This window comes from Candidatus Pelagibacter ubique HIMB140, from assembly GCF_025558165.1.
Classification (GTDB): Bacteria; Pseudomonadota; Alphaproteobacteria; order Pelagibacterales; family Pelagibacteraceae; genus Pelagibacter; species Pelagibacter ubique_T.
In genome coordinates this window covers 421,349-446,727 of sequence record NZ_LAMZ01000001.1, presented here as the reverse complement: position 1 = coordinate 446,727, position 25,379 = coordinate 421,349, and the positions used below count along the sequence as shown (strand labels likewise).

Annotated in this window: 32 protein-coding genes; 14 read left to right on the top strand and 18 right to left on the bottom strand. The window is 29.6% G+C overall.

The window, feature by feature from the left end; all coding sequences use genetic code 11:
• The 8 genes from sufB to VP90_RS02555 all read left to right on the top strand — a co-directional run bounded on the left by sufB (position 1) and on the right by VP90_RS02555 (position 5,971).
• Positions 1–1,443: a Fe-S cluster assembly protein SufB gene (sufB, locus tag VP90_RS02590; protein ID WP_262589522.1), complete on the top strand. Its 1,443-nt coding sequence runs from the start codon at positions 1–3 to the stop codon at positions 1,441–1,443.
• On the top strand, positions 1,444–2,178 hold the full coding sequence (gene sufC, locus VP90_RS02585; protein WP_262589520.1) for a Fe-S cluster assembly ATPase SufC: 735 nt from the start codon (positions 1,444–1,446) through the stop codon (positions 2,176–2,178).
• A complete protein-coding gene (gene sufD / locus VP90_RS02580) occupies positions 2,178–3,416 on the top strand; it encodes a Fe-S cluster assembly protein SufD (protein ID WP_262589519.1) in 1,239 nt (412 codons plus the stop codon). The genes sufC and sufD overlap by 1 nt, the downstream gene beginning before the upstream one ends.
• On the top strand, positions 3,413–4,633 hold the full coding sequence (locus VP90_RS02575) for an aminotransferase class V-fold PLP-dependent enzyme (RefSeq protein WP_262589518.1): 1,221 nt from the start codon (positions 3,413–3,415) through the stop codon (positions 4,631–4,633). The genes sufD and VP90_RS02575 overlap by 4 nt, the downstream gene beginning before the upstream one ends.
• Positions 4,630–5,094: a Fe-S cluster assembly sulfur transfer protein SufU gene (sufU, locus tag VP90_RS02570; protein WP_262589517.1), complete on the top strand. Its 465-nt coding sequence runs from the start codon at positions 4,630–4,632 to the stop codon at positions 5,092–5,094. The genes VP90_RS02575 and sufU overlap by 4 nt, the downstream gene beginning before the upstream one ends.
• A gap of 2 nt (positions 5,095–5,096) precedes the next feature.
• Positions 5,097–5,396: an SUF system Fe-S cluster assembly protein gene (locus VP90_RS02565; protein WP_262589516.1), complete on the top strand. Its 300-nt coding sequence runs from the start codon at positions 5,097–5,099 to the stop codon at positions 5,394–5,396.
• Positions 5,396–5,728, top strand: coding sequence for a HesB/IscA family protein (locus VP90_RS02560; RefSeq protein WP_075506524.1), 333 nt, complete (start codon positions 5,396–5,398; stop codon positions 5,726–5,728). Before VP90_RS02565 ends, VP90_RS02560 begins: the two co-directional genes overlap by 1 nt.
• Positions 5,729–5,800: 72 nt before the next feature.
• Positions 5,801–5,971, top strand: coding sequence for a hypothetical protein (locus VP90_RS02555; protein WP_262589515.1), 171 nt, complete (start codon positions 5,801–5,803; stop codon positions 5,969–5,971).
• Positions 5,972–5,978: 7 nt separating this feature from the next.
• Here VP90_RS02555 and glnA read toward each other — a convergent pair whose 3' ends face one another.
• Positions 5,979–7,385, bottom strand: coding sequence for a type I glutamate--ammonia ligase (gene glnA, locus VP90_RS02550; protein WP_262589514.1), 1,407 nt, complete (start codon positions 7,383–7,385; stop codon positions 5,979–5,981).
• Positions 7,386–7,525: 140 nt separating this feature from the next.
• Between glnA and VP90_RS02545 the strand changes: the two genes are divergently transcribed.
• On the top strand, positions 7,526–8,008 hold the full coding sequence (locus VP90_RS02545; RefSeq protein WP_262589513.1) for a YbaK/EbsC family protein: 483 nt from the start codon (positions 7,526–7,528) through the stop codon (positions 8,006–8,008).
• The gene (locus VP90_RS02540) at positions 8,005–8,886 is read left to right on the top strand and encodes a DMT family transporter (protein ID WP_262589511.1); all 882 of its coding nucleotides are present in this window, start codon (positions 8,005–8,007) and stop codon (positions 8,884–8,886) included. Before VP90_RS02545 ends, VP90_RS02540 begins: the two co-directional genes overlap by 4 nt.
• Positions 8,887–8,959: 73 nt before the next feature.
• Here VP90_RS02540 and VP90_RS02535 read toward each other — a convergent pair whose 3' ends face one another.
• Complete coding sequence (locus VP90_RS02535; protein ID WP_262589510.1) at positions 8,960–9,706, bottom strand: sulfite exporter TauE/SafE family protein; 747 nt, start codon at positions 9,704–9,706, stop codon at positions 8,960–8,962.
• Positions 9,707–9,721: 15 nt separating this feature from the next.
• Between VP90_RS02535 and VP90_RS02530 the strand changes: the two genes are divergently transcribed.
• Positions 9,722–10,222, top strand: coding sequence for a molybdenum cofactor synthesis domain-containing protein (locus tag VP90_RS02530; RefSeq protein WP_262589509.1), 501 nt, complete (start codon positions 9,722–9,724; stop codon positions 10,220–10,222).
• On the opposite strand, the gene VP90_RS02525 is transcribed toward VP90_RS02530, so the two are convergent.
• Genes VP90_RS02525 through moaA form a run of 8 tightly spaced genes read right to left on the bottom strand, consistent with a single transcriptional unit; the run spans position 10,203 to position 14,621 of the window.
• Complete coding sequence (locus VP90_RS02525; protein WP_262589508.1) at positions 10,203–10,619, bottom strand: YqaA family protein; 417 nt, start codon at positions 10,617–10,619, stop codon at positions 10,203–10,205. The two genes, VP90_RS02530 and VP90_RS02525, sit on opposite strands and share 20 nt — an antisense overlap.
• Before the next feature lie 21 nt (positions 10,620–10,640).
• The gene (locus VP90_RS02520) at positions 10,641–10,886 is read right to left on the bottom strand and encodes a DUF1244 domain-containing protein (RefSeq protein WP_075506533.1); all 246 of its coding nucleotides are present in this window, start codon (positions 10,884–10,886) and stop codon (positions 10,641–10,643) included.
• Positions 10,879–11,463: a sulfite oxidase heme-binding subunit YedZ gene (locus tag VP90_RS02515; RefSeq protein ID WP_262589505.1), complete on the bottom strand. Its 585-nt coding sequence runs from the start codon at positions 11,461–11,463 to the stop codon at positions 10,879–10,881. The genes VP90_RS02520 and VP90_RS02515 overlap by 8 nt, the downstream gene beginning before the upstream one ends.
• Positions 11,463–12,368 carry a protein-methionine-sulfoxide reductase catalytic subunit MsrP gene (msrP, locus tag VP90_RS02510; protein WP_262589504.1) on the bottom strand — a complete coding sequence of 302 codons (906 nt, stop codon included), beginning with the start codon at positions 12,366–12,368 and terminating at the stop codon, positions 11,463–11,465. Before msrP ends, VP90_RS02515 begins: the two co-directional genes overlap by 1 nt.
• Complete coding sequence (locus tag VP90_RS02505; protein ID WP_262589503.1) at positions 12,355–12,807, bottom strand: molybdopterin synthase catalytic subunit; 453 nt, start codon at positions 12,805–12,807, stop codon at positions 12,355–12,357. Before VP90_RS02505 ends, msrP begins: the two co-directional genes overlap by 14 nt.
• On the bottom strand, positions 12,807–13,076 hold the full coding sequence (locus tag VP90_RS02500) for a molybdopterin biosynthesis protein MoeD (RefSeq protein WP_262589501.1): 270 nt from the start codon (positions 13,074–13,076) through the stop codon (positions 12,807–12,809). Before VP90_RS02500 ends, VP90_RS02505 begins: the two co-directional genes overlap by 1 nt.
• Before the next feature lie 5 nt (positions 13,077–13,081).
• Complete coding sequence (gene moaC, locus VP90_RS02495) at positions 13,082–13,627, bottom strand: cyclic pyranopterin monophosphate synthase MoaC (RefSeq protein ID WP_075506541.1); 546 nt, start codon at positions 13,625–13,627, stop codon at positions 13,082–13,084.
• A gap of 1 nt (position 13,628) precedes the next feature.
• Complete coding sequence (gene moaA / locus VP90_RS02490) at positions 13,629–14,621, bottom strand: GTP 3',8-cyclase MoaA (RefSeq protein WP_262589500.1); 993 nt, start codon at positions 14,619–14,621, stop codon at positions 13,629–13,631.
• Between the two features lie 33 nt (positions 14,622–14,654).
• Between moaA and VP90_RS02485 the strand changes: the two genes are divergently transcribed.
• Positions 14,655–15,494 carry a phytanoyl-CoA dioxygenase family protein gene (locus VP90_RS02485; RefSeq protein ID WP_262589499.1) on the top strand — a complete coding sequence of 280 codons (840 nt, stop codon included), beginning with the start codon at positions 14,655–14,657 and terminating at the stop codon, positions 15,492–15,494.
• Between the two features lie 35 nt (positions 15,495–15,529).
• Here VP90_RS02485 and VP90_RS02480 read toward each other — a convergent pair whose 3' ends face one another.
• From VP90_RS02480 to VP90_RS02465, 4 genes are all read right to left on the bottom strand, one after another.
• Entirely contained in the window at positions 15,530–16,492 is a 963-nt protein-coding gene (locus tag VP90_RS02480) for an aldo/keto reductase (RefSeq protein ID WP_262589498.1), read from the bottom strand.
• A gap of 3 nt (positions 16,493–16,495) precedes the next feature.
• Entirely contained in the window at positions 16,496–17,338 is an 843-nt protein-coding gene (locus tag VP90_RS02475) for an amidohydrolase family protein (protein WP_262589497.1), read from the bottom strand.
• 19 nt (positions 17,339–17,357) lie between these two features.
• Positions 17,358–18,212, bottom strand: coding sequence for an SDR family oxidoreductase (locus VP90_RS02470; protein ID WP_262589496.1), 855 nt, complete (start codon positions 18,210–18,212; stop codon positions 17,358–17,360).
• A 75-nt stretch (positions 18,213–18,287) separates the two neighbouring features.
• Positions 18,288–19,292: a substrate-binding domain-containing protein gene (locus tag VP90_RS02465; RefSeq protein WP_262589495.1), complete on the bottom strand. Its 1,005-nt coding sequence runs from the start codon at positions 19,290–19,292 to the stop codon at positions 18,288–18,290.
• A 142-nt stretch (positions 19,293–19,434) separates the two neighbouring features.
• Between VP90_RS02465 and VP90_RS02460 the strand changes: the two genes are divergently transcribed.
• Positions 19,435–20,454: a LacI family DNA-binding transcriptional regulator gene (locus tag VP90_RS02460; protein ID WP_262589494.1), complete on the top strand. Its 1,020-nt coding sequence runs from the start codon at positions 19,435–19,437 to the stop codon at positions 20,452–20,454.
• Here VP90_RS02460 and VP90_RS02455 read toward each other — a convergent pair whose 3' ends face one another.
• From VP90_RS02455 to iolG, 3 genes are read right to left on the bottom strand one after another with little or no spacing between them, the layout of a single operon-like run.
• Positions 20,455–21,492, bottom strand: a complete 1,038-nt coding sequence (locus VP90_RS02455; protein ID WP_262589493.1) for an ABC transporter permease — start codon at positions 21,490–21,492, stop codon at positions 20,455–20,457.
• A complete protein-coding gene (locus VP90_RS02450; protein ID WP_262589492.1) occupies positions 21,489–22,229 on the bottom strand; it encodes an ATP-binding cassette domain-containing protein in 741 nt (246 codons plus the stop codon). The genes VP90_RS02455 and VP90_RS02450 overlap by 4 nt, the downstream gene beginning before the upstream one ends.
• A 1-nt stretch (position 22,230) precedes the next feature.
• Positions 22,231–23,232, bottom strand: a complete 1,002-nt coding sequence (gene iolG / locus VP90_RS02445; RefSeq protein ID WP_262589491.1) for an inositol 2-dehydrogenase — start codon at positions 23,230–23,232, stop codon at positions 22,231–22,233.
• A gap of 138 nt (positions 23,233–23,370) precedes the next feature.
• On the opposite strand from iolG, the gene iolE reads away from it, so the two are divergent.
• Complete coding sequence (gene iolE, locus VP90_RS02440; protein WP_262589490.1) at positions 23,371–24,273, top strand: myo-inosose-2 dehydratase; 903 nt, start codon at positions 23,371–23,373, stop codon at positions 24,271–24,273.
• Between the two features lie 42 nt (positions 24,274–24,315).
• On the opposite strand, the gene VP90_RS02435 is transcribed toward iolE, so the two are convergent.
• The gene (locus VP90_RS02435; protein WP_262589488.1) at positions 24,316–25,281 is read right to left on the bottom strand and encodes a hydroxyacid dehydrogenase; all 966 of its coding nucleotides are present in this window, start codon (positions 25,279–25,281) and stop codon (positions 24,316–24,318) included.
• Between the last annotated feature and the right edge of the window lie 98 nt (positions 25,282–25,379).

Here is a 25,379-nt window from a genome sequence, read left to right as displayed (position 1 = left end):
ATGGATAGTAGGCAGAAAGAAATAGATAGTTTGAAAGATTATAAATATGGTTTTTCAACAGATATAGAAAATACAAAAGCTCCTAAGGGTTTAAATGAAGATGTAATAAAATTCATCTCCAACATTAAAAAAGAGCCTCAATGGATGTTAGATTTTAGATTAAAAGCTTTTGAAAGATTTAAACAATTAAAAGAGCCTGATTGGCAGAAACCGAAATATCCTAAAATAGATTATCAGGATCTTTACTACTACTCAGCTCCAAAAAGCATGAAAGATAAACCAAAAAGTTTAGATGATCTTGACCCTAAATTATTAGAGACATATAAAAAATTAGGAATTCCTCTTCAAGAGCAAGCAAGATTAAATGGGATTGCTGTGGATGCAGTTTTCGACTCTGTTTCTGTTGCAACAACTTTTAAAGAAGAACTTACTAAGCAAGGAATTATATTTTGCTCGATGTCTGAAGCTATTCAAAAACATCCTGAGTTAGTTAAAAAATATCTTGGATCAGTTATACCTACAACTGATCATTTTTTTGCAACTCTTAATTCTGCAGTTTTTACAGATGGCTCATTTGTATACATTCCAGAAAATGTCAAATGTCCTATGGAATTGTCTACTTACTTTAGGATCAATGCATCAGAAACAGGACAATTTGAAAGAACATTAATCATAGCTGATAAAGGAAGTTATGTAAGCTACCTAGAAGGATGTACAGCTCCAATGAGAGATGAAAATCAATTGCATGCAGCTAATGTTGAATTAATTGCTCTTGACGATGCAGAAATAAAATATTCAACAGTTCAAAATTGGTATCCAGGAGATAAGGATGGAAAAGGTGGAATATATAATTTTGTTACCAAAAGAGGATTATGCAAAGGTAAAAATTCTAAAATTTCTTGGACTCAAGTAGAAACTGGTTCAGCAATTACTTGGAAATATCCAAGTTGTATTTTGAAAGGTGATAATTCAGTAGGTGAGTTTTATTCTATAGCGATTACAAACAATCATCAAAAAGCTGACACTGGTACTAAAATGATACACTTAGGAAAAAACACAAAAAGTAAAATAATTTCAAAAGGAATTTCAGCAGGTAAATCAGATATGATGTACAGAGGATTAGTAGATATATCATCAAAAGCTGATAATTCTAGAAACTTTACTCAATGTGACTCTTTATTGATGGGTAATAAATGTGGAGCTCATACCATTCCTTATATCAAGAATAAAAATCTTAAATCAAATATAGAACATGAAGCAACAACATCAAAAATAAGTGATGAACAGCTATATTACTGCAATCAAAGAGGATTAAACCAAGAAGAGGCAGTTAGTTTAATTGTAAACGGTTTTTGTAAAGAAGTTCTGCAGCAGCTACCAATGGAATTTGCAGTAGAAGCACAAAAACTTGTAGGTATTAGTTTAGAGGGGAGTGTTGGATAGATGTTATCGATAGAAAATCTTAAAGCAAAGATTGATGAAAAAGAAATATTAAAAGGTTTAAATTTAGATATTAAACCAGGAGAAGTTCATGCAATTATGGGTCCAAATGGATCTGGAAAAAGCACATTATCAAATATTTTGTCAGGCAAAAAAGGTTACGAAATAAATGGTAAAGTTACATTTGATGGAGAAAGCTTATTAGAATTAGAAACAGAGGAAAGAGCTCATAAAGGAATTTTTTTAGCGTTCCAATATCCAATGGAAATACCAGGTGTTAACACAAATACTTTTTTAAAAACGTCAATAAATGCAATTAAAAAGGCTAGAGGTGAAAAAGAGCTAGATGCAATTGAATTTTTAAAATTAATAAAAGAAAAATCTGCAGAACTAAAATTTGATGAAAAAATTTTAAACCGACAACTTAATGTCGGATTTTCAGGTGGAGAAAAGAAAAAAAATGAAATTTTACAAATGTCCATCTTAAATCCAAAGTTATCAATTCTAGATGAAACAGATTCAGGATTAGATATTGATGCTTTAAGGATAGTTTCAGAAGGAGTTAATTCACTAAGAAATAAAAACAATTCTTTTTTAATAATAACTCATTATCAAAGATTGTTGGATTATATCAAACCTGATTTTGTTCATGTTCTTAAAAATGGACAAATAATAAAATCAGGTGATTTTGAATTAGCAAAAGAATTAGAAAAAGTAGGTTATGAGGATTTCAATTAATGCAAAATGAACTTAAATTAAGTTTTGATAAAATTATTAGTTTAAATAATTTTTCTGATAGTCAGAAAAAAATTAAGCAGGAAAATTTTAATAATTATTTTGAAAAAGGTTTACCAAATAAAAGAACTGAAGATTGGAAATTCTCAGATATAAATCAAGTAATTTCAAAAAATTTTGATAATTTAAACTTTATTGTTGATCAAAAAATAGTTTTTGAAGAAAAAGATTTCCCATTAGATTTTGAACATAATAAAATAACTTTTGTTGATGGAAAATTATATAATTTTGATTTTAAACATGAAGACATAGATCAAATCTTAGTTGATGAGAATTTAGACTTAGATGATACTATTTATCAAAATACTCTTTTGAATTTGAATTCAGCATTTCTTACTAGTGTTTCGAATATTACTATTAAAAAAGGTTACAATGTTAAAAAACCTTTGATTTTATTTAATTATTTAAGTGATGGTTTAAAATCTTCTGCAATTAATTCTAGAGTAGATATTAATTTAGAAGATGACAGTTCATTGTGTGTAGTTAATTTTTTAAATGAAAATTCAGAAAAAAATTTCATTAATTTTAGACAAAAAATTAAGATTGGAGAGAATTCAATTTTAAAAAATTACAGTCTAGATTCAAATACTTCGGAAAATATAAAGTATTTCAACAAAGATATTAATTTATCTAAAAATAGTCATTTAGAATATTTTATTTTATCAGAAGGTTCAAAATTTATAAAACAAGATATCAATTGCAATCTAGATGACGAATATGGTTCTATTGCATTAAATGGAATTATCAATTTAGAAAATGAAAAACATCATGAAATAAAAACTGTAATTAATCATAAAAAAGAAAATTGTAAAAGTTATCAATTAATTAAAAGTGTATTGAATGATAAATCAAAAGGTATTTATCAAGGTAAAATTTTTGTAAATCCTGAAGCACAAAAAACAGATGGATACCAATTAAGTAGAGCTTTATTGTTAAATGAAAGTGTTGAATTTAATGCTAAACCAGAATTAGAAATATATGCAGACGATGTTAAATGTTCACATGGATCTACATCAGGAAATATTGATGAAAATTCAATTTTTTATTTAATGTCTAGAGGTCTCAGTTATTCAGAATCAAAAAAATTATTAACAAATGGTTTTCTTAACGAGGTAATTGAAAAAATTTCTAATGAAGATGTAAAAAAATTAGTTAAAAAATTATCAGGTATAAATGTATGAACATAGATCAAGTTAAAAAAGAATTTCCAATATTTGATGAGAAAATCCAAAATAATGATTTGGTTTATTTGGATAGTGCAAATTCATCACAAAAACCAAAAGTAGTGGTAGATAGAATTAATGAATTTTATACCAAACAATTTTCTAATGTTGGTAGGAGTGTTCACTATCTTGCGGTTGCTGCAACAAATTTATATGAAAATACTAGAACATCAGTTCAAAAATATATTAATGCTAAAGATAAAAATGAAATAGTATTTACCAAAGGTGCTACCGAAGCATTAAACCTTGTTGCTAATACATTGGGTCAAAATCATTTAAACGAAGGTGATGAAATATTAATTACCGAATTAGAACATCATTCAAATTATGTACCTTGGCATTTTTTAAGAAAATCTAAAAATATAAAAATTAATTTTGCAGAAATAAATGAAGAAGGAGAAATTACACTAGAAGAAATTGAAAAGAAAATTACTCCTAATACAAAAGTTATTTCAATTACTCATTTATCAAATGTGACTGGAGCAATATTACCAGTAAAAGAAATTACTGATTTAGCACATTCAAAAGGAATAATAGTTGTCGTAGATGGTTGCCAAGGAGCTCCTCATTTAAAGCTAGATATGCAAGACTTAGATTGTGATTTTTATGCAATTTCTTGTCATAAAATGTATGGCCCTACAGGATTAGGGGTTCTTTATGGTAAGAAAAAGTGGTTGGATGAACTTCCTCCTTACCAAGGTGGTGGCGGAATGATTAGAGAGGTTAAAAAAGATAGAATTACCTATGGTGATTTACCTAATAAATATGAAGCTGGAACTATGGCTACAGCTCAAGTTATTGCTTTTGATCAATCAATTAAATTTCTGGAGAGTGTAGGTATTGAAAATGTTATGAAACATGAAGCAGAATTAGTTGAGTATGGCCAAGAATTATTAAAAAAAAATAATTCAGTAAAATTAATTGGAAATCCAAAAAATAAAGGTGGAGTTTTGTCTTTCACTTTAGAGGGTGTACATCCTCATGACATCGCAACAATTTTAGATGAAGACGGAGTTGCAATAAGAGCTGGTCATCATTGCTGTCAAATTTTACATGACAAACTTAATATACCAGCGAGCGCACGAGCTTCAGTTGGAATATATAATACTAAAGAAGATTTAGATAAACTTAATGATGCAATAAATAACTGTAAGAAAATATTTAACTTAAAATGAATTTAAAAGAATTATATCAAGAAATAATTTTAGAGCATGGAAAAAATCCAAGAAATCTTCGTAAGACAGAAGATTTTAATAAAGATGCCAAAGGCAACAATCCACTGTGTGGTGATAACGTTCATGTCTATTTAAAATTAAATGGTCAAAGAATTGTAGAAGATATTTCATTTGAAGGTAGTGGTTGTGCCATTTCTATGGCTTCTGCATCAATAATGACTGATTTAATTAAAGGCAAAAATGAAAATGAAGCAAAAGAAATTGTTGAAGATTTTTTGGGGATGATTAAAGAAAATCCTGAGCTTAAATCAGAAAATCTTAAAGAAGACGAAAAAACAAAACTAATGTGCTTATCTGGTGTAAAACAATATCCAATGAGAGTAAAGTGTGCCACATTATCTTGGCATACACTAGTCTCAGCTTTTGATAATAAAACTGATGAGGTTAAAACAGAAAATTAATTATGTCGAAAAAAGATCAAATTGTTGAAGAAATTAGAAAAATTTATGATCCTGAGTTACCAGTGAATATTTATGAACTAGGTTTGATTTATGATATTAAAGTTGTGGATGATAAATTTGCCAAAATTAAAATGACCTTGACCACTCCTAATTGTCCAGTTGCTGAAAGTTTACCTAAAGAAGTTAAAGATGGCGCTATGCAAGTTGAGGGTATTGAGGACGTTGATCTTGAATTAGTTTGGGACCCACCTTGGAATAAAGATATGATGTCAGAAGCTGCAAAACTGGAGTTAAATTTATAATGAATCCAATTATTAAATTAAGTGATAATGCTGCAGAAAGAATTAAAGAAATTATGTCTAATGCAGAAAAAGATTCTTTAGGTGTAAGAGTTTCAGTTAAATCAGGAGGTTGTGCTGGTATGTCTTACGTCATGGAGTATACCAAAGAAGTAAATCCAAATGATGAAGTCATTGAGGAAAAAGGTGTAAAAGTATTTGTTGATTCTGCAGCTATTATGTATTTGCTTGGAACAGAAATGGATTATAAAAAAGAAGAGCTATCTTCTTCGTTTGTTTTCAATAATCCCAACGAAACAGAGAGATGTGGTTGCGGAGAATCCTTTAAAATCTAGCAAAAGTAGAATATTCCCATATAACGCATATCAGTATTGCGTCACATGCATACCTAGTATATACACTTAGGTATGAACAAATTTGAATTTAAAAATCTTGTTAAAAACCTAAAAGATACAATTAAAGAAAGAACATTCTTTAAAGATTTACGTAAAGAAGTTGAGACCGGTGCAAACGGTACTCAAGATTACGTTGTTAAAAAAGGTATTAACAAAGATACAATTGCAACAACCAAACAGTAATTAAATATTAACTACTGTAATACATCTCAAACTCTACAGGATGAGGTGCGTGTTCAAATTTATGAATTTCCTCAAACTTAAGAGCTATATAAGCATCGATTTGGTCGTCAGTAAATACACCACCTTGAGTTAAAAACTCTCTATCTTTATCCAAACTTTCCATTGCTTCTCTTAAAGATCCACAAACAGTTGGTATAGCTTTTACTTCTTCCGGTGGCAATTCATATAAATCTTTATCAAAAGACTCACCTGGATGTATTTTGTTTTTAATTCCATCAATACCAGCCATTAGCATTGCTGCAAATGTTAGGTAAGGATTACCTGCTGCATCTGGAAATCTAATTTCACATCTTGCACCTTTTTTACTTAAAGTAATTGGAATTCTACATGATGCCGATCTGTTTCTTGCAGAGTAAGCTAGCAATACTGGAGCTTCAAAACCAGGTATTAATCTTTTGTAACTATTTGTTGTAGAGTTAGCAAAGGCATTAATCGCTTTAGCGTGTTTTAAAATTCCACCAATATAGTGTAATGCAGTTTCTGAAAGTCCTGCATATGCTTCACCTGAAAATACAGGAGTATCACCTTTCCAAATAGATTGGTGAATATGCATACCTGAACCATTATCACCTGCAACTGGTTTTGGCATGAAGGTTGCAGTTTTTCCGAATGAATGTGTTACCATTTGAACTACATACTTATAAAGCTGAACATTATCTGCTTGGTCAACTAAAGTTCCAAAGTACATACCAAGTTCGTGTTGACTTGGAGCAACTTCATGGTGATGTTTTTCTACTTTGATACCAACTTCTTTTAAATTTTTTAAATATTCACCACGCATATCTTGTTCACTATCTACTGGCGGCACAGGGAAATAACCTCCCTTGATTTGAGGTCTATGACCCATATTCCCATTTTCATATTCTTTACCTGAATTATATGGACCTTCTTTACTATCTATTTTAAATCCACTTTCATTCATATCATTTTTAATTCTTACATCATCGAAAACAAAAAATTCTGGCTCAGGTCCAAAAAACGCTTTATCGCCAATACCTGAAGCTTTTAAATATTCCTCTGCTTTTTTCGCAACTCCTCTTGGATCTCTTTCGTAAGGATCTTTTTTGATTGCATCTAAAATATCACAGAACAAAACTACAGTATTATGAGACGTGAAAGGATCCATGAACATTCTTGCAGTATCAGGTTTTAAAATCATGTCAGATTCGTTAATTGCTTTCCATCCAGCAATAGATGAGCCATCAAAAAACACTCCTTCATTAAGCATGTCAGCATCCACTATTGATGCATCCATAGTTAAATGTTGAAGTTTTCCTCTTGGATCAGTAAATCTTAAATCTACGAATTCTGCTTCTTTTTCATTAATAAATTTTAATACGTTTTCTGCACTCATTTTGTCTCCTATGTAATTTTGATGGTGCCTAATTAGCAAAAAAAAGTTAAAAAATAATGCTTATTTAATAAATAACACCTATGCATTTTTTACATAAGTAGTGTATCTACTCAATCAAATTAAAGAATTTAAAAAATTCAATGGAATCAATACTAAATAAAGAACCTGTAAAAAGAGCAGAAAAAGCTCTTAAATCATTCGATCAAAATTTAAATGTTATCGTCTTAGAAAAAACAGCAAGAACAGCTAATGATGCTGCTACAGCTTTGGGTTGCAACGTTGGTGCTATTGTTAAAAGTTTACTTTTTAGGGCAGGTGATAACTATATATTAAGCTTGGTATCTGGAGACAAGCGTTGCTCATTAAATAAATTAAAAAAAATTCTCAAAGAAAAAGACGTGTCTATGGCATCTCCTGAAGCTGTTAAAGAAAATACCGGATATACAATTGGTGGAGTGTCTCCAATAGGGCACTTGAAGCGATGCAAAATCTTTATTGATAAAAGTCTTGAAAGGTTCCCAGATATATTTGGAGCAGCTGGACATCCAAATGCTGTTTTCAAAATAAATTATAATAAGTTAATTGAAATAACAAGCGGAACACCAGAAGATATTATTGAATGAGAGAACCAAAACTAATTGATTATAGCTTATTAACGTTGCTAGCATTAATTTGGGCATCTGCTTTTTTCAATATTAAAATTGCAACCTATTCATTTGGACCTGTTACGATTGCATTTCTAAGAGTTTTTTTTGGTTCAATTCCAGTTTTACTACTTTGCATTTACAAAGAAATTAAAATCGAGGCATTTTCAAAAGACTGGTATTGGTTTGCGATGATTGGATTTATAAATTTAGTAGCTCCATTTTTTTTAATAGCATATGGGGTTAAATCTGTTCAAAGTAACTTAGCAGCAATTTTAATGTCATCAACTTCACTTAGCTCAGTAGTACTAGGACATTTTTACACCAAAAATGAAAAATTTAATTTAACTAGAACAACAGGAGTTCTAATTGGATTTTCAGGAATAGTTTATTTATTTTCAGATAATTTATTAATTAATGAAAACAACTTTACTTCAGCATTATTAATTTTGTTAGGTGCTACTTGTTATGTAATTGGAGGTCTTTTAACATTAAAAATAAGTAAGAAAAAAAATGAAAATGTAACCAGTTCAATTTTGATTTGGGCTACTATTATATTGCTACCTTTAGTATGTTTGATTGAACAACCTTGGAAAACTGTTCCAAGATTAGATTCTACTATTTCAGTTATTTATCTTGGTTTGGTATCTACTGGAATTGCTTGGTTATTGAGATTTAGAATTTTAATTAACAATGGTTTAATTTTTCAATCTCAAGTATCTTATTTAATTCCAATTTTTGGTACTATTTTAAGTTATATCTTTTTAAAAGAATTAATAACAACAAAAGTTATAATTTCATTGATAGCTGTTGCTACAGGTATCTATTTTGTAAGAAAAGGTACAAAATTTAAATAATGTTTTTTATTGCTTCTATATGTGAAGGGTGAGTTTCACAAAATCCTCCAAGAATAGCGACACCATTTTCTTTTTATGCTATAACCGTTATGCCCATCCTTATAGCTACAAAAATTACTAAGCATGCGGTTAACAGAGCTAATATTTTGTTAGATAGGAATTTTATATTTAAAAAACTTCCAATTTGACCACCAATTAAGACAGCAACAAATAGTGGCCAGTAATTTAAAAATTCATTGAAGACTATATCCTTTGTTAATTGTCCACCTATACCAAAAATTGAATTTACTAAAATAAATAAGGATGCAGTACTTGTTATATGTTTTGGAAGCCCTGCTCTCATCAAAAATAAAATAGGACTTAAAAATATCCCACCACCAATTCCAACCAAACCAGATATAAAACCAATTATTGATCCTATTAATATTGATAAAACTAGGGGTATTTTTTTAATTACAATTTTTTGTTTGTTAAAGGATTTGCTTTCAATAAGTAAAAAAACTCCAGCTGATATTAAAATAAAGAAAAGTAAAATTTCAAATAAATTTTTGTCAATAGAGATCGATGCTCCTATAAAAGCAAGAGGTATAGAACCAATTAAATAAGGATAAAGTAAATTAAAATTAGTATTCTTTGATTTTAAAAAATTTATAGAATTTCCAGAAACTACAATAATATTACAAATCAAAGCTAAAATTGGAAAAATATAGTAAGGGACATCCCAAATTAAAAGTAATGCAAGATAAGTAGAGCCACCACCAAATCCTATACTCGAATATAATATTGCAGTTATAAAAAAAAATATTGTAAGTATAATCATTAAAAAAATTTATTTATGATTGTAAATATAGCTTTATTAACTGTAACAGATACAAGAACAATTGATAACGATAAATCTGGTTCGATCTTGGTTGAAAAAATTAAAGAGGCCAATCATCAATTAATTGATAGAAAAATTTGCAAAGACAATAAAGCAGATATAGTTAAAATTCTAAAAGACTGGACTAATCATAAAGATATTGATGTTATCATTACAACTGGTGGCACAGGTTTAACTGGAAGAGATATTACACCCGAAGCTGTTGATGAAATAGCAGATAAACATATTCCAGGATTTGGCGAAGTTTTTAGGACTATTAGTTTAAAAACAGTTGGTACGTCTTCAATTCAATCTAGAGCTTGTGCAGTTCTATCAAATGGTAAATACATATTTGCCTTACCAGGATCTTCAGGAGGAGTAACAGATGCTTGGGACGGTATCCTTAAACATCAATTAGATATTAATCATAAACCTTGTAATTTTGTAGAATTGTTTCCTAGACTAAAAGAGAAATAAAAAAATATCTCATTATTTTTCCAAAACTCACAAGCAATAAAAAAATTAAAAATTTAATTCTCATCGTTCCAGCAATAAAAGTAATTGGATCACCAATAATTGGTACCCACGCAAATAACAAAGACCATTTACCATACTTTCCAAACCACCTGGATGATCTATCAATTTGTGTGTTAGTAAAAGGAAACCATTTTTTATCTTGAAATTTCAAGAAATAAATTCCTAGAAACCAATTGAAGGTAGATCCTAAAATATTTCCAAAACTTGCAAAAAATATTAACAAAAATTTATTATAAGTTTCTGACAATAGATAAGTTGCTAATATAGCCTCAGATGAAAAGGGAAGTATTGTTGCAGCTAAAAATGAAACAATAAATAGACTTAAATAAGCAAACATTAACTTGAATTGAATAGAAAGTTATTTTTGATATTTTTCTTTCCATTCAGAGTAGGGCATTCCGTAAATATGTTGCCTTGCATCAGGATCTGATATTTCTACTCCTTTTTTTTCAGCTTCTTCTCTATACCATCTAGACAAACAATTTCTGCAAAATCCAGCTAAATTCATTAAATCAATGTTTTGAACATCTTTTCTTTCATCTAAATGTCTCATTAATCTTTCAAGTGTAGCTGATTGAATTTCTTTTTTTAGATTATCATCCATAATTTACGTTCCTATTTTTAATTTTAATTCTTAAAGCAAGTAAAACAAGTATTATTACCAAATATACTAGTGGTCTAAAAAAAATTGTTTTAGATAACCATATATAATGAAGAGCTCCAAACATCGCTATTACGTAAATTAATCTGTGTAATTTTTTCCAATTATTTTTGAGTAACTTTATCATCATTTGAGAAGATGTAATTGCCAATGGAAGTAGTAATACCCATGCTGCAAATCCAATAAAGATGTATTTTTTTTTCAGAACATCATCAATTATCGGCTGTAAATTAAATCTATAATCTATACCTACGTAAGTAAAGAGATGAAGAGATGCATAAAAAAAAACAAACAATCCCAACATTCTTCTAAAACTTATCCAAATATTTAAATTAGTTAGCCTTTTAAGTGGCGTCATACTTAATGTTAGACAGATAAATATTAAAGTCCACTCTCCAGTAAAATGAGTAATTTCTTTTACAGGTTCTGGCCCAAGTTTATTGAAGTATATTTTGTAAAAAATTAATAAAAAAGGAATTGTACTTAAAATAAATACACCTGGTTTAAAATATTTTCTCATTAAAAATATTTTTTTAGATCCATCCCTGTATATAAATTTGCAACTTCATCTCCGTAACCATTAAACATAAGCGTTTTTACTCTTGGCACCCAAATATCTTTACCAATTATTCTTTCTGTTGCTTGAGACCATCTAGGATGATCTACATTAGGATTAACATTAGAGTAAAATCCATATTCTCGTGGAGATGCCCACATCCATGATGAAGTCGGCATTTTTTCTACAAATTTTATCTTAACAATTGCTTTTGCACTTTTGAAACCATACTTCCAAGGGATAAATATTCTCAGAGGCGCTCCATTTTGATTTGGAAGCTTTTTACCATACAAGCCTGTTACAACCGTAGTTAAAGGATGCATTGCTTCATCTATTCTTAATCCTTCTTTATAAGGCCAGTTCAAAACTGGATATCTTTGACCTTTCATTTGTTCAGGATCATAAACACTTTCAAATTCAACATACTTCGCTTTGCTAGTTGGGTTTACTTTTGACAATAATTTACTTAGCGAAAAACCCATCCATGGAATAACCATTGACCATCCTTCCACACATCTTAATCTGTATATTCTTTCTTCTGAGACAAATGTCTCAGTTATTTCTTCCATAGAAAGTTTAATAGGTTTTTCAACTTCCCCTTCAATACTTATTGCCCATGGTGATGTTTTAAAATTTTGTGAATTAACATAAGGATCACTCTTTGAAGTACCGAACTCATAATAATTATTATAAGTTGTTATATCTTTAAAACTTGTAAGTTCATTCCTATCATCAGCTTGAGATTGACTTGCAAAAGGAATTGTGGCTAAAGCTAAAGAACTTGCTCCATACCCAAGAGATTTAACAAAAGATCTTCTATTTTTATAAATTTTCTCTGGTGTTATTTCTGAGTATTTAATTTTTTTCATGAATAATAGGATTTCCTTTTAACCAATCACTTTGATTATTTGTGTAATGTTCTTTTTTCCATATAGGAGACCTTTTTTTAATTTCTTCAATTATATATCTTGATAGTACATAAGCCTCATCTCTATGCTTGCACGCAACTGCTATAATAATACTAATTTCGCCTAAGTTTAAGTAACCTTTGGCATGTTCAATAAAAACACTCTTACTCTTTATGTTTAGTTTTTCTTCAGCCTCACTATAAATTTCTTCAAAACTTTTTATTACCAAAGCATCATGACTGTCATATGTAATACCTAAAACACTTTTATTATTATTTTGATTACGAACTGTGCCACTAAAAATTAGCGATGCTCCAAAATCATTGGATGTTATAAATTTTTCAGCATCAATTAATGATAATTTTTTAACTTTACTATCTACAATGTCAGTATGAAGCATTAACCTCCTCCAATTGGAGGTATGATACCAATTTTTTCATTATTTGTGATTTTATAATTGTCGCTAACAATATTATTTTTTTCCGAACAAAAAGCTGAAGAGTTAATGATTTTTATATAATTTTCATTTCCATTAAATTTCTGATCTACATATTGAATTATTTTATTCCTTATATCCTTGATTGTTGTTTTTTGACCTAGATCTAGTTCTAATAAATTTTGGTCATTAAAATCTCTTGCGGCTCCAAACAACTCAATTTTAACTTTCATAAATTTTAGAAAAAATCTTTTAAAAAATTCGGAAGTCCATCTGGATTTTTCCATAATCCAGTTTTTCCACCTTCTTTAATTAATAATTTTACATTATCTATTTTTAGATGAGGATTTACAATTTTGCTTAAATCGTAAATTGTAATCAGAGCTGCATTTACACCCATTATTGCTTCCATCTCCACACCTGTTTTGGCATAAGCGGAAACCACACAGTATACTTCTAGTGAACTATCTTCTTCATTCATTATGATTTTAGTAGCCGTATGATCTATTGGAAGAGGATGACACAAAGGTATTAATTCACTTGTTTTTTTAACACCTAATACTGCAGAAACTTCTGCTAAAGTAATTGGATCACCCTTAGGCATCTTTTTATTTTTAATAAGTTCGAATACCTCTTTGCCAACATAAATTTTTCCTGATGCCAAAGCTCTACGGAATGTTTCCTTTTTTTCAGAAACATCAATCATTTTAAATGAATTTTTTTCAAAAATTTCCTTTGCCCAGTTTTTTAAATCGTTATTAGTTACAATCTTTAAATTTTTCATTTTATCCACCTGTTGTTGATAGATTTTTTGTTAATCCTGTTTCTCCTATTTCAAGATAGTGAGATTCTTTTTTATAATTTAATTGTTTCAAAATTAAATCTTTCAGTTCTTCAGTTTGGTCATCTCTTTGCATCAAGTGTCTAATATTTATTCCAGTATTTCCAAATAAACACAATCTTAAATCACCTTTGGCAGTTATTCTTAGTCTGTTACAACTCTTGCAAAAATCTTTTGAATAGGGTGCAATAACACCAAATTTTCCTTTGTATTCAGGATTTATATAATTCTTGGAAGGACCAGCATCTTTACCAAATGTTTGAATCACCCAATTATTATTATTTAAATAATCTGTAAATTTATTTGCAGACACATGATACTGATTAAAATAATCTAAATTATCTCCAGTTTGCATTAATTCTATATATCTAAATTCAATTTGATTATTTTTTATAAAATTAGCCCAACTTTTAAAATCTTCTTCTTTATCATTAACGCCTTTAAGAAGGACTGCATTAACTTTAATATTTTTAAAATTTAGTTTTTGTAATTTTTTAATTCCTTCTAAAATTTCATTTAATCTATCATGTCCAGTAATTTTTCTAAAAGTCTTTGGATCAAGACTATCAATACTTATATTTATACCATCAAGACCACTCTTATTTAAATCATCTGCAATTCTATTTAAGTGATATCCATTAGTAGTAATTACAGTTTTTTTAATACCTGAATTTTTTTTAATTATTTTAATTATATCCAAAAAATCTTTTCTAACTGTAGGTTCTCCTCCAGTTAATCTTATTTTAGATACACCTAATTCTGATAAAGCTTTTGCAAGTCTTCCAATTTCTTCTTTAGTGATAAAGGTTCTGTTATCACTTTTATCAATTTTATAACCATTAGGTAAACAGTAGCCACATTTAAAATTACACACATCAGATATTGACAATCTTATGTATGGAAACCTCCGCCCAAAACTATCTTTGAGAATATTCATATGATATATTTTGTATTATTTCTTAAATAATCTATGAGTCAAATTTTAAATGATAATGAGATCAAACTATTTAAAAGAGATGGAGCGGTATTTTTAAGAAATAAATTTGATATCAAATGGATTGAGCTTTTAAGATCTGGAATAAATAAAGCAAAAAACAATCCAAGCCCCAGGTTTACTAATCATACCACAGATCCAAATTTACCTTGTTATTTAGAGGATTTTTGGACATGGAACTTACATAAAGAATTTGAGAATTTTATTTTTAATTCACCTACAGCTAAAATTGCCTCTGAATTACTAGATGCTAAGCAGATTAATTTAGTAATGGATAATTGGTTTTTTAGGGAAGCTGGCTCTAAATCTAAACCACCATTTCATCATGATATTTCTTACTTTGATTTTGAAGGTTCAATGTGTGTTTTGTGGATACCTCTTGAGCCAGTAAGAAAAGAAGACTCTATAGCCTGGATAAAAGGATCTCATTTGTGGAATAAATTATTTCTAAGAACTCGTTTTAAAGACGGTCATAAAGTTGATGGAACTGAAGGAGTTGTTAATGGCGTTAAGTATGAATTAACTCCAGATATAATTTCTAATAAAGAAAGTTATGAGTTTTTAGAATGGGATTTAGAGGTAGGAGATTGTGTATATTTTGATATTAGGACTTTGCATGGAGCTTTACATGAAACTACTCCAAAATCAGATATAAATAGATTTACACTTAGAATGGCAAAAGAAAATTCAAAAATAATTTATAGAGGTGATTGGGCTAGAGAAGAAAGAGCTATAATGGAAGCCAATGGATATAAAAATGGAGATAATTTAAACGGTAAAATGTTTCCAACTCTTTATGAACTTAATTCTAATTAAGTATAAAGTTTACTGATATTTTAACTTTTTAAAGTTTAACCTGGTGTGAATATTCTCTCAGACTCTGGATCTTTAGTAGAATAAGGCAGTTTCAAAACTTCACTCCAAAATTCTTCCGGTATATCTGTTTCAGCCCAAGCAAGAGTTTTTTCAATACTGTTAACACTAGTAACTCCACAAATAGTAGATGTAATTCTTTTATCTTTCATTGAAAACTGTAAAGCTGCAGCACCCATTTCAACATTATATTTTTTACAAACTTTTTCTATTTCTCTTGCTGGTGCAAGTTTTTCTTCAGAAGCGTCTTGATAAGTTATTTTTTTAAAGTTACTTGGTCCTTTTGCTAAAACACCACCTGCGTAAGGAGCAGCGTTGAAAATAGATATATTTTTGCTATGAGCATAACTGTACATCTCGTCTGCTTCCCTGTTTAACAAAGTGTATCTGTTATGATTTATCATAACATCAAAGTCCCATTTTTTTAACATAGGAAACATTATATCTATTTTTCCCATAGCAAGACCCACTGCTTTCGCTAAACCTTCTTCTTTAATTTTAAACAACTCATCCAATGCTCCATCTTTTTTAGTTACGTCATTTATATCTTTTACGTACTCTGGATCATGGAGAAATAAAATATCAACAGAGTCTACATTTAAAGTTTTTAAACTTTCTTCAATAGATTCTCTTGTTCTTTTTTTATCAAGAACTAATGTATCCATATTTCTATCGATTTTAGTTGATAAGACAAATTTTTCTGGCCAACCACCATTTTCTTTTATTGCTTTACCAATTCTTTTTTCACTTTCTCCCATTGCATAGTTTCTTGAGGTATCAAGCACATTTACTGGACCTTGAAAAAATCTTTTTAACATTTCTTGAGCTCTTTGTTCTGGCACTTCATAGCCGTAAGTATCTGGCATACTACCTAAAGAGGAGGTTCCAAAACTCAATTCAGTGACTTCAACACCAGTATTTTTGATTTTATTTTTTTTCATAAATTATATTTTAAGTTTATAAAACTTTTTTGCATTATTATAAAAGATATTTTGTTTTTCATCTATACTTAAATCTTTAAGTAAATTTGTTGCTGCATTATACCATCCTGAATAATTTGTTCTTAAGTTACAGACAGGCCAATCAGATCCCCACAAAATTTTTTTATCAGTAAATAGATTTAATATCTCATCTACATATGGTTTTAGATCTTGCTCAGTCCAATTTTCGCAGGCTTCTGTGACCATTCCAGAAAATTTACAATATACATTTTCTAGCTTAGATAATTTGTTCATACCTTTTTGCCAATGAATAAATTCTTCTTGTTTATTATTACAGATTTTTGGTTTCATTAAATGATCTATGATAAATCTTAGAGAAGGATATTTTGTAGCAATTTTGTAAAAATTTTCTAAGTGCACTGGAAATCCTAGTGCATCAAAGCTTAAATCTAAATTAATTATATTTTTAAAAAAAGTATCAAAATTTTTATTTAAAACCCAATTTTCATCTGGAATATCTTGTATCATAGGTCTTACTCCAAGAAATTTAGGATGTTTTGAGAAAATTTTTAATTGATCTAATTGATTTTGGTCTTCAAAATTCACCCAACCAATAACTCCACAAACTAAATCAGAACCTTCAGCAATATTTAACATATATTCAGTTTCTGCATTAGTTGCTGCAGCTTGAACTAAAACAGTTTTGTGTAAATCTATTGAGTCAGAAACTTGAATTAAATCTTTAACTTCATATTTTTGATTTAATATTGGATTGTCTTTTGGCATCCAATGATAATCACCCCTTGAAGGATCCCAAAAATGTTGATGTGAATCAATAACTTTCATAAGTTATTATAAATTAGGTTCACTCTCCCAAAATGCTTTCATCTAAAATCTTAGTGTCATATGCTGAATAAGAATGCCATCCTGCAACTGTTTGATCAAAATCAACAATACTTCCAGTCATAATACCCGACTCATCTGAGCACAAGAAAGCTAAGATCTTAGCAACATCCAAAGGTTTGTTTAATCTTTTAAATGGAACTTTGGCTTCAGCTTTTTTTAACCAGTCATCATCTGCATTATGAAATTTTTTTTGAATTACGGTTTCTGCTGGCGTATCTGTCCAACCTAAATTTACACCATTCACTCTTATTTGGTGCCCAGATACTGAATTTGCAACATTTTTAATCATTATAGCTAATGCTGCTTTAGAAGAGCTGTAAGCAGTTAAGAAAGGCATACCACTATATCCAGCCATTGATAAAATATGAGCAATAGTTCCTTTTTTTTTATCTCTAATCATTATTTTTATAACATCTTGCATCATAAAAAGAGGAGCTTTTACATTTACATTAAAATTTTTGTCATAATTTTCCTCTGTAGTGCTTAAGATCGTTCCTCTTTCTGTAAAAGCAGCAACATTAATAAAACTATCTACAGTGTTGAATTTTTTATCAGTCTCAGAAACTATTTTTTTACAATCTTCAAGTTTTTCTAAATCAGCTTGAACGTATAAGCATTCCACGTCCATACTTTCTAATTCAGCTTTTACCTTGTTTCCTTTCTCTTTATTCCTTCCACAGATAGTTATTCCTTTAGCACCTCTGCTTGCAAGCAATTTTGCTGTCTCAGCTCCACTACCTTGAGTACTTCCTGTTACAATTATTATTTTATTTTTAAACTGGTTAGCTTGATCAGATATATATTTATTAGTCATAAAATTTAAAGTTATACAGATAACTAAGCCCAATATAAAAATTGGGCTTAGAAACTTTTAAGAAGAATAATGATTTTATCCCGCAATACAAGATCCAATGTTTGGCTTCATACAAACATCAAGACCTGTATAGATTGCTTTTAGTGATGGGTTGTCAAATTTTAATGCTTTACCATCTACTATATCTTTAAGAACATACATAGCTTTGTAGCCCATCATATAAGGTTGTTGACCTACTTGACCATGTGTTCTTCCAGCATCTAAATCTTCCATTTGCATTGGAAGAGTATCTGCAATTACAACAGCAGTTTTCATAGAACCAATTCTATCTGCGTGCTTTTCAGCAACTCTTCTGAAAGCTTTAGATACGAATTGAGGAAAACCTCCAGTTGGTACAAATGCTGTTAGGTTTGGATGTTTTGCAAAGATATCTTCCATTTGTTGTACAGAAAGAGGGAAATCATCGTTCGTGTACAGAGGACATCCGCTAGCTTCAGTCCATCCATTTTCACCTTTAAGAGCTGCACTAGGATAAGTTCCTGAATCTGCTCTTCCAGCAATAGTGTCTCTTATTCCTGACATTCTTTCATTGTGGTTTGCAGCTGCAGCACCACCAGATTGTATACAAATTTCACCACCGTTAGGTTTTAACATCATAACGATTTGCGCAAGGTATACACCAATGTCATAGTTTTTTGTTCCAACATAAGCTGCTCTTAAACCAGAATCTTTAGTTAAAAGATCTGAGTCCCAAGTAATAATTGGAATATCTGTTCCTTTAACAGCTTTTGCCATTGCAGCCGCATTAGAAGATGCAACAGCAATTCCATCAACACCTTTAGCGATTAAATCTTGAACAATTTGAACTTGTTCTTGTTCAGTATGCTCTCCAGGTCCAATGTATAAACATTCTATCCCACCAATTTCTTTCTCAGCAACTTTACAACCATCTCTCGCTAAATCAAAAAACGGGTTGTTCATAGCTTTTGGAACTAATGCAAAAACTTTATCAGCTGCATATGAAATTCCAGAAATTGATACAAAAATAAATGCTAACATTGCAATTATTGTTTTTCTCATATTTCTCTCTCTATTAGTTAGTTAGTTTATTAAACAAATACTATTTAGAATGAGTCTTAGTTTCAAGTAAAATGATGTAATACAACTAAAAAGTGATACATCAAATGATTGATTTTACATCATTAAATGATACCATGTTTGTATGAAAAATCATTGGAAAAATGTCTCTATAAAGAAAATTTCTGATGAGTCAGGGTATGGTACAGCGACTGTAGATAGAGTTTTAAATAACAGAAAAGGGGTGAGTAAAAAAACTAAAGATAAAATCTTAAAAATTTTAAATAACCTTCAAAACGGAAATAATACAAATCAAACTAAAAATATTTTAATTTGTTGTCAATCAGGACCTTCATATAACAAGACTCTTGAGGAGAGTTTAGATAAAATTAATAATGAAATTTATAAGTTTAATCTGATAAAATATTTTATTCCTGCAAAGGAATTTAAACCTAGTCAATTTGTAAAAATTTTAAAAGAAACTTCAAAGTTTGATGCAGTGATTATAGTTTCACAGGAGGATCAAAATATAAATAACGAGCTAAGTAAAATTGCAAGTGAAGGAAAACCTGTAATTACATTAACCACTGATTTTCCAAATTCGAGCAGATCAGCTTATATAGGTAATAATCAATCTAATGCTGGATCTACTGCTGCAAATATAATTGGAAAAAATGTTGGGAAAAGATCAGGTTCAATTTTGATGGTCATGAGTATGCCATACAGGTGTCAACAGGAAAGAGAGCTAGGTTTTAGAAAAGTATTAAGATCAGAATTTCCAAATCTTAAAATTAAAGAAAGTGTTTTTAATTTAGATACATCGGAACAAAGTTACAAATATGTTAAAAAATATATTAAAGAAAATGGACCACCGTTAGGAATTTATAATATTGCTGGAGGAAATTTAGGTGTCGCAAAAGCAATTAGTGAAATGGATGTAAAAGATCATATTGTATTTGTAGGTCATGAACTAAATAAAAATTCTAGAGATCTTTTAGAAAATAATAAAATGGATTTTGTTATAGGCCATGATGTTGAATTAGAAATTAAAGTTGCATTTGATAAAATTTTAGATTTTGAGAAAAATTCAGATAATCAAAATTCTTTTTTTTCAGATATATTAATTTTCAACAAATATAATTGTATGGATAAAAAAGTTTATTAATTAATTCTTCTTATTTTTAACTTTTTCCAACCAAACCGCACCTACGATAAATATTCCTAAAAATGTTCCTTGCCAGTAAGGGTCAATTCCAGCCATTAGAAGACTGTTTCTAATTGTTTCCATTAATGCAGCACCAATAAATGCCCCAAAAGTACCACCAACACCACCCATTAAGTTAGCACCACCAATAACTGTTGCTGCAATAACTCTTAATTCATAAGTATAGCCTAAAGCATTAGTTACAGAGCCCATCCATCCAACTATCATAACAGCAGAAATTGCCGCAAATAGTCCACTGATCATGTAGACTGACATTTCAATCCATCTCGTGTTAATTCCAGATAATTCAGCAGCTTTTTTATTACTACCAACTGCAAAAACATGTTTTCCATATGAGGTATATTTCAATACTAAACCCATAACTATCGTAAGAAATATTAATAACCAAGTTGCGTTAGCAAGACCTAGCATTGAACCTCCTCCAATTTCATAAAACATTTCATCTTTAGGTCCAAATTCATAAAACATTTTATTGTTTGAGACTACTAAAGCTAAACTTCTTGCAGCAGCCATCATTCCTAAAGTGACTACAAAAGGAGAAAGTTTAACATAAGCAATTAGATATCCATTTACTGCACCAATTAATGTACCAGCAAGTAAAGCTAAAATTATTGATACCCAAACATAAACTCCTTCAAAATATGAGGCTTTGGAATACCATTCAGGTAAAAATTGAGCATCCAAAAATAAACCACATATAACTCCTGTAACACCCATTATTGACCCTACAGACAAATCTATCCCAGCAGTAATAATCACAAATGTCATTCCAATTGCCATTATTCCGATGAAAGAAAAGTTTCGTGTAATATTAAAAAGATTATCTTTGCTAGAAAAAGCATCTTCTACAAAAAACATAATAAAACAAATCCCAAATAAAGCTATTGTTACCCAAAAAGATTGTTCAGAAACAAGTTTTTGTAATAAATTTTTTTCAGTCTTGGAGATTATTTCCTGATTAAATTTTACTGAACTCATACTCTATCTATTGCTCCTGTAATTAAGCCTGTAGCTTCTTCTGTAGAAGAATCTTTTATATTTTTTTCACAAACTTTTTCACCTCGTCTTAATACTACTAGCTTGTCGCATACTTCAAATATATCTGGCATTCTGTGACTAATTAACATCACGGCTATTCCTTGATCTTTTAATCTTTTTATAAGATCTAATACTTCAGCAACTTGTCTAACACTAATTGCTGCTGTTGGCTCATCCATTAAAACTAATTTAGGATTTGTAAGTCTAGTTCTTGCAATAGCCACAGCCTGTCTTTGTCCCCCAGACATTTGCATAACTAAATCTTTTGGTCGAGTTTCAGATTTAAGTTCCTCAAATAATTCAGAGGATTTTTTAAACATTGCAGGATAATCCAAATACTTAAATGGCCAAATACCTTTTTGTATCTCTCTACCTAGAAAAACATTAGATGCTGCAGTCAAATGATTACAAAGAGCTAAGTCTTGATAAACTACCTCAATACCAGATTTTCTTGCATCTATTGGTTTTTCAAATGATACAGTATTATTTTCAAACTTTATTTCACCATTTGAAGGTTTAAAATTACCAGCTATTATTTTTAGTAGTGTAGATTTACCCGCTCCATTATCACCCATTAATCCTACAGTTTCAGCTTCTTTAATATCAAAACTAACCCCTGATAAAGCCTGTATGGCTCCAAAATTTTTTTCTATATTATTTAAAGAAAGAATGCTCATTTTAGAATTTTACATCTACAACTTTGCCACTTTCAAATGATTCATATGCTGCATTGGCTATTATTAAAGCGTTTCTCCCATCTTCAAATCCTACTAATGGTTTTGTTTTATCTTCAACACATTTTACAAACTCATTAAATTGATCTCTGTAAGCTTGCTCATATCTTTCAATAAAAAAGAAATGTATAGGTTCTTTTTCATTTGTAGATGTACTTGTGTATCTTTCTAAAGAAGTTGGGGTTTGATTGTTTGAAATTACCATGCCTTTACTTCCAAATACCTCTACTCTTTGGTCATATCCATAAACTGCTCTTCGAGAGTTATTAATATGGATTAAAACGCCTTTTTTTGATTTTAGAATAAACATTGCTGTATCTAGATCTTTTTCTTGCTGTGAATTTTTATCAAACAAAGCACCTCCGAATGCAGATATCTGAACTACAGGATCATCCCCTAAAATAAATCTTGTTAAATCGAAATCATGTATAGTGGTATCTCTAAAAAATCCTCCTGCAGCTTTTAGATAGTCAATCCCTGGAGGCTCAGGATCTCTACTTGTAATAACAACCATTTCTAATTCACCAATTTCTTTTTTTACTCTTGCTTGTTGTGCTTTTGCATGACTTGCATCAAATCTTCTATTAAAGCCGATTTGAATAGGAACGTTTGTTCCCTTTATATTTTCCATGCATTCATTTACTTTATTGATATCTAAATCAATTGGCTTTTCACAGAAAATTGCCTTTCCTGCTTTTGCAGCCATTGTGATAAATTGAGTGTGTGTTGGTGTAGCTGAAGCGATAAGAACTGCATCTACATCATCTGAATTTATTGCTTCCTCAGGTGAAGATGCAATTGAACATCCTGTTGATTTTGATACTTCTTTAGCAAATTCTGAATTAACATCATATATATATTTTAATTTTGCATTCGGATGTGCTGCAATAAATTTAGCATGCATTTTTCCAATTCGTCCTGCTCCCATTAAAGAAAAGTTAAGCATAAGAATATAGAACAGAATTAAAAAATAAAATCAAGAAACATTTTTAAATGATGAATTAAACATCAAATTAAATTATAATTTTCTTGATGCGCAAAACATCATAATTTAAAAATAAATTTAACTTTTTAAATAATTAATATGTCAGTAAAATTAGGAATAGCACCAATTGCTTGGAGTAACGATGATATGCCAGAATTGGGTGGTGATACTTCTTTAGAACAATGTTTATCTGAAGCTAGTCAAGCAGGGTTTATTGGAATTGAGTCTGGTGGTAAATTTCCAAAAAAATCAGAAGAATTAATACCTAAGCTTAACGAATTTAAATTAAATCTTTGCTCAGGTTGGTATGGAGCTAATTTAAGAACAAATAGTGTTGATGAAGAAAAAAATCTCATTCAAGATCAACTAAAACTTTTTAAAGATTGTGATTCACCATGTATGGTTTTTGCTGAAGTGTCTGGCTCAATTCAAGGAGATCCAAATCGAAAATTATCTACAAGACCTCAAATGGATCTTGAAGAGTGTAAAAAATATTATGAAAAAATTTCTGAAATGGGAAAATATCTTGAGGATGAAGGTATGCCACTTGCTTATCATCATCATATGGGAACCGTAATAGAGACAGAAGAAGATACAGTAAGATTACTTGAAAACACTCATGATAGTGTAAAACTAACATTAGATACTGGTCATATGTTGTTTGCTCAGGGAGACTCGTTAAAAATATTAAACGACTTTAGCGAAAGATTAATTCACATGCATTGTAAGGACATTAGAAAAAATGTTTTAGAAAAATCTTTAAAAGAAGACTTAAGTTTTAGAGGAGCATTTTTAGAAGGTGCATTTACAGTTCCAGGTGATGGATGTATTGATTACAAGCCCTTATTTGATGTGTTGAAAGAAAAAAATTATTCTGGATGGTTAGTAGTAGAAGCAGAACAAGATCCTGCAAAAGCAAATCCATTCGAATATGCAAAAATAGGTTACAAGTATTTAACTGAAACTTTAAATCTTAGTGGTATTGAGATTTATAAAAGTTAACTTTCAATAAAAATAAACTTAAACTTTAAGATTAATTTTTTACTACAGTCTTACAATTTTTGATTTTTCCAATGTATCATCGAAATAATCAATTATATTTTGAATTGTTTCTACTCCCATTCTTGTCATACATTCATCAGTAAATGCTGCTGTATGAGGACTTAAATAAACTTTTTCATTCTTTAAGAGAGGATTATCATTTTCTGGTGGTTCTTGTTTAAATACATCAATACCTGCTCCAAATATTAAATCTTCATTTAAAGCCTTATCAAGATCTTCCTCATGAATAATTCCACCTCTTGCAGCATTAATGATGATGCAGTTTTTCTTCATCGTTTTAAGTAAATCATAATTAATAAGATTTTCTGTTTTTTCTGTTAAAGGCATATGTAAAGATATTACATCCATTGTTTTTACTGCCTCTTCAAGATTATCAACTTTTTTTCCACCAAGCTTCTCTATTGTGTCTTTATCTACAAATGGATCGTAGACAAAAACATTCATTTCAAATCCCAAACATCTTTTAATAAGTGCTTTACCTATTCTACCAAATCCCATTATTAGGAAATTTTTTTTCCATACTTCAATAGTTTTAGGTAATTTATTTCTATCTTTAAAATTACCTTCTTTAACCGTTGTATGATAAAGCTCTCTTCTTTTTGCAATATTTAGCAAGACAAACATAACATGCTCTGCAACTGTAACTGCATTTGCATTAGCTGTAATAGCAATTTTGATATCTCTTTCTTTAGCTGTTTTTAAATCAATATTATCGTAGCCAACTCCATGTCTAGATATTATTTTAAGATTTTTAGCTTCGTTAATTACCTCACCTGGTAGTTTTGCTATTCTAATTGAAGCACCATCACAATCTTTTATTTTAGCCTTTAAGTTTTCTACTGAAACATCGTCAGTTACCTCTACATCAAAATCTGGATGGTTATTAATTAATTCCATGCCTTTATCATGAACTTTTTGGATAACTAGAATTTTCTTTTTATTACTCATAATTTTATTTAAGCTTTTTTGTTGAAGGCTTTTCTAATACGAAAAATATCTAACAATGTAAAATAGTTTTTTAAAAGTTGTAATTATTTTCTTATTAA